The organism is Corynebacterium sp. HMSC034B08 (assembly GCF_001835805.1).
Classification (GTDB): Bacteria; Actinomycetota; Actinomycetes; order Mycobacteriales; family Mycobacteriaceae; genus Corynebacterium; species Corynebacterium coyleae.
Genome location: NZ_KV825964.1, coordinates 131,595 through 139,327, shown reverse-complemented (window position 1 = coordinate 139,327; position 7,733 = coordinate 131,595). Strand labels below are relative to the sequence as shown.

The window sequence follows — 7,733 nt, the reverse complement described above, 5'->3', positions numbered from 1 at the left end:
TTGCAGACCTGGGTATCGGTTCGGTCGATCTGATGACCAACAATCCCCAAAAAGTCGATGCCTTTGCCGGTCTGATCCCCAAGGTTGCTCACCGCAGTAGGATCGAAGTGGTTCCTAACCACGACAACATCGCCTATTTGCGGACGAAGCGCGACAGGATGGGACACGACCTGCCCGGCATTCTCGGTTGGGCTGAAGAACACAACACACAACACCCACAACACCACACCAACTAGGTATCAAGGAGACCCACCAGTGGCAGCTACTGGAGCACCCGAGGACTATTCCCTGCAAGCGGAGGGGCTTACCGTCGCCGTCGTTTACACCCGCTGGAATGAAAAGATCGTCGAGATGCTGCGCGCTGGCGCACGAGATGAGGCCCGAGAACTGGGCGTTAAAGTCGATGAATATGCGGTAGCAGGCGCGTTGGAGTTGCCAGTTGTGGTGCAGGCATGCGCAAAGCGCTACGACGCGGTAGTGGCCCTCGGCTGCGTCATCCGTGGCGAAACTGCCCACTTTGATTACGTTTGCGACTCTGTCACCGCTGGCCTCACCCGTATTGCATTGGATGAGGAAACGCCGGTAGGCAACGGCGTGCTCACGGTTGAAGAAGAAGACCAGGCTTACGAGCGTGCCGGTGGGGAAGACGCGAAAGAAGACAAAGGTGCCGAAGCGATGCGTGCGGCCGCTGGGGCCTTAGTTGAACTGCAGAAAGTTCGCGCTTTGCCGCTAAAGGGTTAAAGTAGCCGGAGCGAGCGCGGCACGGAGTCGTCGAGAAGCAAGAGCGTTTTCAAGTTGACAAGGAGTGCGGAAGTGACTGATCAACCAGCAGGCACACACATAACGAACGAGCAGGAAGCTGCTTATCTGACTGCGCTTGATCCGCACGCCAACACCTCGACGAAGCCGTGGGAGCTTGAGATTTCGTCGAGGTACCTGCGAACCGTGGCGATCGGCTGGATCATCCTTGTCATGGCCGTGCATTTCTTCATGGCGTGGGCCGTGGACGCGCAATTCTCGGGCATCGCGATTACCAGCGTGGATAAGTTTGCGTTCGTTGGCGTTGGCCTGATTATTTCCGTCCTGTCCTGGATCGCACTGACTCGCCCTCGGGTGCGCGTCAACGAAGACGGTGTCCAGGTAGCCAACATCATCGGCACCCGTTTCTACCCCTGGACCGTCATTTACGGTTTGAGCTTTCCCAAGGGCTCCCGCATGGCGCGACTCGAACTTCCGGAATTCGAGTACGTCACCCTGTGGGCGATCCAATCAGGCGATAAAGAGCGCGCGATTCAGGCTGTCGAGCAATTCCGCAAGCTCGAAGCCAAATACATGCCTAAGGATTAACCCTTGGCTGACCCCCAGTCTTACCGCCCAGCGCCCAGAACGATCCCAACCGATCCGGGCGTGTATAAGTTCCGGGACCGCGACGGGCGTGTCATCTACGTTGGCAAAGCCAAAAATCTTCGTGCGCGCCTGAGCAACTACTTTCAGCCACCGGAGACTCTGCACCCGCGGACCCGGCAGATGGTCTACACCGGCGCTTCAGTCGAATGGACCGTTGTCGCATCCGAGGTAGAGGCGCTCCAGCTCGAATACACATGGATCAAGCGCTTCGACCCATGGTTTAACGTCATGTACCGCGACGACAAGACGTACCCAATGCTTGCCGTCAGCGTGCGCGAACGCTACCCGCGCGCGTTCTTCTACCGTGGCCCCAAACGTAAGGGCGTGCGCTATTTCGGCCCGTACTCGCACGCGTGGGCGGTGCGCGAGACCCTCGATCTGCTCACGCGCGTGTTCCCGATTCGGACGTGTTCCAACGGTGTGTTTAACCGTCACGAATCCCTTGGACGCCCTTGCTTGCTTGGGTACATCGACAAGTGTGCGGCACCCTGCGTCGGTCGTGTCGACGAAGCCGAGTACGACGAGATCGTCCAAGGCTTCCTTGGCTTCATGGCAGGTCGCTCCGAGAAGCTTGTCCGTGGCATCACCGCACAGATGGAGGAGGCCGCGGAAAACCTCGAGTTTGAAAAGGCGGCGCGGCTTCGCGACGACCTCGGTGCCGTCGAAAAGGTAATGGAGCGCCAGACGGTCGTCCTCAGCCAGGACACCGACGCGGACATCATCGCCTTTGACACCGACGAGCTTGAAGCGGCGGTGCAGATTTTCAACGTCCGCGATGGGCGCATCCGCGCACAGCGGGGCTGGGTTGTCGAAAAAACGGGCGATGAGCCCGGAGCAGCAGAACGTCTGGAGGAAGGCCAGACCGACCCAACGTTGCCAACGTTGATGCAGAACTTCCTGGTCCAGTACTACTCGGATGCGGTCGAGCGAGTGAAGCAAGAGCGTGAAGAGGACCGCAAGATCGAAGCGCAGAAGGTTCGTCGCCGAGGCGTAGATCAGGAGTCACGTGCACAGGCGGCGGCACCGATGCCGGTGCCGCGTGAGATTCTCGTCGAGACGCTGCCCGCGGAACTGCCGGAAGTGACCCAACTTCTCGAAGAACTACGTGGCGGGCCTGTGGACCTTCGCGTGCCGCAGCGCGGTGATAAACGTGCACTGATGGAAACAGTGCACAAAAACGCCGCCGAAGCGCTCCACCAGCACAAGTTGAAGCGGGTCGGTGACCTGACCGCACGATCGCAGGCCCTGCAAGATATCCAGGACGCGCTCGGGATGGACGAAGCGCCGCTGCGTATTGAATGCACCGATATTTCCCACATCCAAGGCACCGACGTTGTAGCCTCCCTCGTGGTGTTCGAGGACGGTTTGCCCAAAAAGAACGACTACCGTCGATACCGCATCAAGGAAGCAGCCGGCGATGGTCGATCCGACGACGTCGGGTCCATCGCCGAGGTCACACGCCGGCGCTTCAAGCGCTACAACGAGGACAAACTCGCCAACCCTGATGAGGTCGCTGAGGCGCAGACCTTCGAGGACGAGGCCGACGAATCGACCGGTGCGAAACGCTTCGCTTACCCTCCTCAGTTGTTCATCGTCGACGGTGGCAAACCCCAGGTTAATGCCGCACAGGCTGTGTTCGACGACCTCGGCATCGTCGATGTACAACTCATCGGATTGGCCAAACGCCTCGAGGAAGTGTGGGTGCCAGACGACGACGAGCCGGTGATCCTGCCGCGAAACTCCGAAGGCATGTATCTGCTCCAGCAGGTGCGTGATGAGGCCCACCGGTTCGCCATCACCTACCACCGCCAGCAACGCTCGAAGCGCATGCGAGCGTCCGCCCTCGACGCAGTCCCGGGACTAGGCCCCGCGCGGAGAACCGATTTGGTGAAGCACTTTGGCTCGGTGAAGAAGATCAAAGAGGCTTCTATCGAGGAGATCCAGGAGGTTAAAGGCGTCGGTCCGAAACTCGCCGCGACGATCTACGAGCACCTTCATACGTAGCTGGTTGTGAGGCTGGTTTTGCGGCAGCTTTTGCGGAACCGCGACGCGGCTCGCTGCGCTTCGTTAGGATGAGCGCCATGTCCACAGCTTCTGCTCAAGCATTGCCACACGATTTGCGTTCCGCCAGTTGGCGTCCGGTGATCATCACCGGTTTGTCCGGTGGCGGATTGTCCACCGCAGCGAAAGTATTCGAGGACAAAGGTTTCTTCGTTTCTCAGAATCTGCCACCCCAGTTAATTCTGGAGCTTGTGGACCTTGCAGCAGCGGACGATTCCCCAGTGGAACGGCTGGCGGTCGTGTCGGACGTGCGCGCAGACCGGTTCAACGGTTCATTGGCCGACACCCTTGAGGGGCTCCGTCGACGTGGTTACTCACCGTTCGTGCTGTTTCTTGAGGCGCGTGACGATGTGCTGATCCGCCGATTCGACTCCGTGCGGCGCACGCACCCGCTGCAGGGCGATGGTACCTTGCAGGACGGCATCGATCGCGAACGCGAGGAAATGGAAGGCATCCGTTCGGCCGCAGATGTCATCATCGACACGTCCAATTTGTCTGTGCACGACCTACGCCGCGCTGTTGAGGCATCGGTCGGCGAGCTGCCGGTGGAGCGTCAACACGTCACTATTGAGTCTTTCGGATTCAAGCATGGTTCGCCACGTGACGCTGATCTGATCATTGATGTGCGATTCCTACCCAACCCATACTGGGTTGAGGAGCTGCGCGACTTCCGCGGTATCGACGCACCTGTAGCAGACTATGTCCTGTCGCAGGATGGTGCGAAGGAATACGTGGACCATTTCGTTGATCTGTTGTCGAGCACGTTGAAGGGCTACCGCCACGAAGGTAAGGACTTCATCACTGTGGGCGTTGGCTGCACAGGTGGGCACCACCGCTCGGTTGCGGTCGCAGAAGCGATCGGGAAGCGACTGCGACAGCAGGGCCAAGTTGATGTCAATGTCATCCACCGTGATTTGGAGAAGCACTAATGCGCGCGACTGATCCCGCGGCGATGACGTACACATGCCTCGGGGGAGGGCATGGGCTCTACCAGACGCTCACGGCCGCGCGCGTTGCCGGCGCAGCTCGTATTAACGCTGTGGTGACAGTTGCCGATGACGGCGGCTCGTCGGGCCGCCTGCGTCGCGAGATGGAGATTGTTCCTCCGGGAGATCTCCGCATGGCGCTGGCAGCGCTTACCGACGACAGCGGGGACGGCGCGATGTGGCGCGACACGCTCCAGCACCGCTTCGGTGGGCATGGCGCAATGGCTGGACACGCCTTGGGAAACTTGATCATCGCCGGACTTGCGGAGCGCCTTGGTGACACACAAGCGGCGCTGGACCAGGTTGGCAAATGGACCGGCTCCCAGGGACGAGTCATTCCAGTGAGCCCACAACCCCTCGACATTGAAGCTGATGTTGCAGGGCTTGACGACGACCCACGGGTGCTGCGCTCTGTACACGGCCAAGTCGCCGTTGCGACGACACCGGGCACTGTGCGCCGTGTGCGGCTGACTCCGTCCGAACCGCCAGCGAGCCGGGACGCCATCCAGGCGATTATGGACGCGGATCTGGTCACCATTGGGCCTGGTTCGTGGTTTTCCTCTGTGATCCCGCACCTGTTGGTGCCTCAAGTGTGTGATGCGCTGAACGAGACCGAAGCGAAGGTGGTTGTGGTACTCAACCTCTCCCCAGAAGCAGGGGAGACCCATGGGTTTACCACCGAGCGTCATATCCATGTCTTTGCGCAACACGCCCCCAACCTGCGGGTTGATTGCTTCCTGGCGGACAGTGACATGGTGACTACGCACGGTGAACGTGAAAACGTCCGCCGTGCGGCGGAACGGCTCGGCGCGGACGTCGAGTACCGCTCCTTACGCGTCGAAGGCGACGATGGTGTGAAGCGCAATCTTCATGATCCGTTGAAGCTTGCTGCTGCGCTCAAGGACCTCTCGACGAGCAGCTAACAGCTGCAAGCTAGACTGCTCCGGGTTGAAGGGGGCGATGAAAGGACGGAAACATTGGCGCTTACGGGCAAGGTGAAAGAAGAGCTACTCGCCGTATCTTGTGGTACCACCGAGGCTCGGGCGGCGGAAGCCACCGCGCTTATTCGTTTCGCCGGCTCGATCCAGCCTTCCGATAACGGTCTGGCCATCGTCGCAGAATTCGGCGAGAAGCCGGTGGCGGTGAGGCTCGCGGAATCCATTCAAGAACTCTGCGCAGTCCAGCCTGCCATCGAGACCGTACCCCCTGTCCAAGGCAGTAAAGACACCACGTATGTCGTTCGGGTGGAACGTGACGTGGCTGATGTCATCCGCCGGCTGAGGCTTGTGACAGCGTCTGGTCACCCGGTGGTTGGTATGCCGCGACAGGTGATTTCAGGATCAATGGCCGGCGTTGAGGCAGCTTGGCGTGGCGCGTTTCTCGCGCGAGGAAAGCTGATGGAGCCTGGCCGTACCGCGACCCTTGAAGTGGCGTGCCCGGGCCAGGAAGCTGCGCTCGCACTCGTTGGGTTGGCCCGTCGTCTGTCGGTGACCGCGAAGACCCGTGAAACCCGAGGTGTGGAGCGAGTGACTATCCGCGACGGCGAGACCATCGGAATCCTGCTGAGTCGTATGGGGGCACCACTGACCCGCCTGGAGTGGGACCGCAAGCGCGCGGCGAAGGCTGTGACAGCGAAGGTAAACAACCGCTTGGCTACCTTCGATGACGCCAATACGCGCCGTTCGGCGCAGGCTGCAGCAGCTGCTGCAGCTCGGGTGGAGCGTGCGATGGACATTCTTGGCGACGACGTTCCTGAGCACCTTGCAGAAGCGGGCTACCTCCGCGTGGAACACCGTCATGCTTCACTCGAGGAACTTGGTCGTTTGGCTGACCCGCAGATGACCAAGGACGCCGTTGCAGGACGTATTCGACGACTGCTGTCGCTCGCTGACCGTCGAGCAGCCGAGATGGGGATCCCGGACACACACGGAGTGGAAACGGCTCCGAATCCTGTGAATTCAGATTAACGCCCAGAACGTGTCCGGAATCACAGTTGCCTGTGGGATACATGACATGCCCTGAGCGGGCGGTATTTCCCCAAGGGGAGTGGGGGCGCTGAGGTGTCGTGGTGTGGGAAACCACATTCAGAATCGGCACGACGGGGGAATGCTCCCCCTGGTTGTGGGGAGGGGGCCTTGGGGCGAATTTGCGCCCTGCAGGCTGTGAGAGGCGCAGATACACTGGCTTGCGTACGAGGTTTTCTACAACCATCGAGGAGAAAATACAGTGACTACGCGCATTGGCATTAACGGTTTCGGTCGTATCGGACGTTCCGCGCTCCGCATCATCGAGGACGAGTACAAGGGCGAGCTCGAGGTCGTCAAGATCAATGACTTGACGAACAATGAGACTCTCGCGCACTTGCTGAAGTACGACACGGCCTACGGCCAGTTCAAGCACGGCATCGAGTACGACGACCACTCGATCTCTATCGATGGCCGCCGCATTGAGGTCTCTGCTGAGAAGGACCCGGCACACCTCGCCTGGGGTGACCTCGATGTTGACATTGTCTTGGAGTGCACCGGCGTATTCCGCAAGGGGCCGGAGGCTCAGGCGCACATCGACGCCGGCGCGAAGAAGGTCATCATCTCCGCACCGGGCAAGGAAGTTGACGGCACCTACGTGTGGGGTGTGAACCATGCCGACTACACCGGCGAGGAGAACATCATCTCCGCGGCATCGTGCACCACGAACTCTATGGCGCCGGTTGCGAAGGTCCTCGATGAGGCCTTTGGCATCGAGCGTGGCCTGATGACGACCATCCACGCTTACACAGGTGACCAGCGGATCCAGGATGCTCCGCACAAGGACCTGCGTCGCGCCCGCGCGGCAGCGCAGAACATCGTTCCGACGACCACCGGTGCAGCTAAGGCTGTGGCGCTCGTGCTCCCGAGCCTTGAGGGCAAGCTCGATGGCTTCGCAATGCGTGTGCCGACCATCACCGGTTCCGCCACCGACCTCACCGTGACCCTGGGCAAGGATGTCACTGTCGAGGAGGTCAATGCGGCAGTGAAGAAGGCTGTGGAGGACAGCGAGTTCGGCCAGGCGCTGAAGTACACCGAGGACCCGATCGTCTCTTCCGACATCATCGGTGACCCGCACGGCGCTATCTTCGACGCTGGCATGACTCGCGTCATCGACGGCAACCTAGTCAAGATCATCTCGTGGTACGACAACGAGTGGTCTTACACCGCCCAGTACATCCGTCTGACCAAGCTGGTCGCGGACAAGCTCTAAGTTATGGCACCCCCGGGTCCGTGGCGCTTCCAGCGCGGCGGA

Annotated in this window: 7 protein-coding genes and 1 pseudogene; all 8 read left to right on the top strand. The window is 60.3% G+C overall.

What is annotated here, in order from left to right; genetic code table 11:
- Positions 1-236: pseudogene (locus tag HMPREF2656_RS07065) on the top strand (bifunctional 3,4-dihydroxy-2-butanone-4-phosphate synthase/GTP cyclohydrolase II); the annotation flags it as partial.
- A gap of 19 nt (positions 237-255) precedes the next feature.
- Positions 256-741 carry a 6,7-dimethyl-8-ribityllumazine synthase gene (gene ribH / locus HMPREF2656_RS07060; RefSeq protein ID WP_070423117.1) on the top strand — a complete coding sequence of 162 codons (486 nt, stop codon included), beginning with the start codon at positions 256-258 and terminating at the stop codon, positions 739-741.
- Positions 742-813: 72 nt separating this feature from the next.
- The gene (locus HMPREF2656_RS07055; RefSeq protein ID WP_224212675.1) at positions 814-1,347 is read left to right on the top strand and encodes a PH domain-containing protein; all 534 of its coding nucleotides are present in this window, start codon (positions 814-816) and stop codon (positions 1,345-1,347) included.
- A 3-nt stretch (positions 1,348-1,350) separates the two neighbouring features.
- A complete protein-coding gene (gene uvrC, locus HMPREF2656_RS07050; protein ID WP_070816212.1) occupies positions 1,351-3,411 on the top strand; it encodes an excinuclease ABC subunit UvrC in 2,061 nt (686 codons plus the stop codon).
- Positions 3,412-3,488: 77 nt separating this feature from the next.
- A complete protein-coding gene (gene rapZ, locus HMPREF2656_RS07045) occupies positions 3,489-4,397 on the top strand; it encodes an RNase adapter RapZ (protein ID WP_070615004.1) in 909 nt (302 codons plus the stop codon).
- Positions 4,397-5,377, top strand: a complete 981-nt coding sequence (gene yvcK / locus HMPREF2656_RS07040; protein WP_070423121.1) for a gluconeogenesis factor YvcK family protein — start codon at positions 4,397-4,399, stop codon at positions 5,375-5,377. Before rapZ ends, yvcK begins: the two co-directional genes overlap by 1 nt.
- Positions 5,378-5,431: 54 nt before the next feature.
- Complete coding sequence (gene whiA, locus HMPREF2656_RS07035; RefSeq protein WP_070570378.1) at positions 5,432-6,421, top strand: DNA-binding protein WhiA; 990 nt, start codon at positions 5,432-5,434, stop codon at positions 6,419-6,421.
- Positions 6,422-6,680: 259 nt separating this feature from the next.
- Entirely contained in the window at positions 6,681-7,691 is a 1,011-nt protein-coding gene (gene gap, locus HMPREF2656_RS07030; RefSeq protein WP_070816211.1) for a type I glyceraldehyde-3-phosphate dehydrogenase, read from the top strand.
- Positions 7,692-7,733 lie beyond the last annotated feature (42 nt).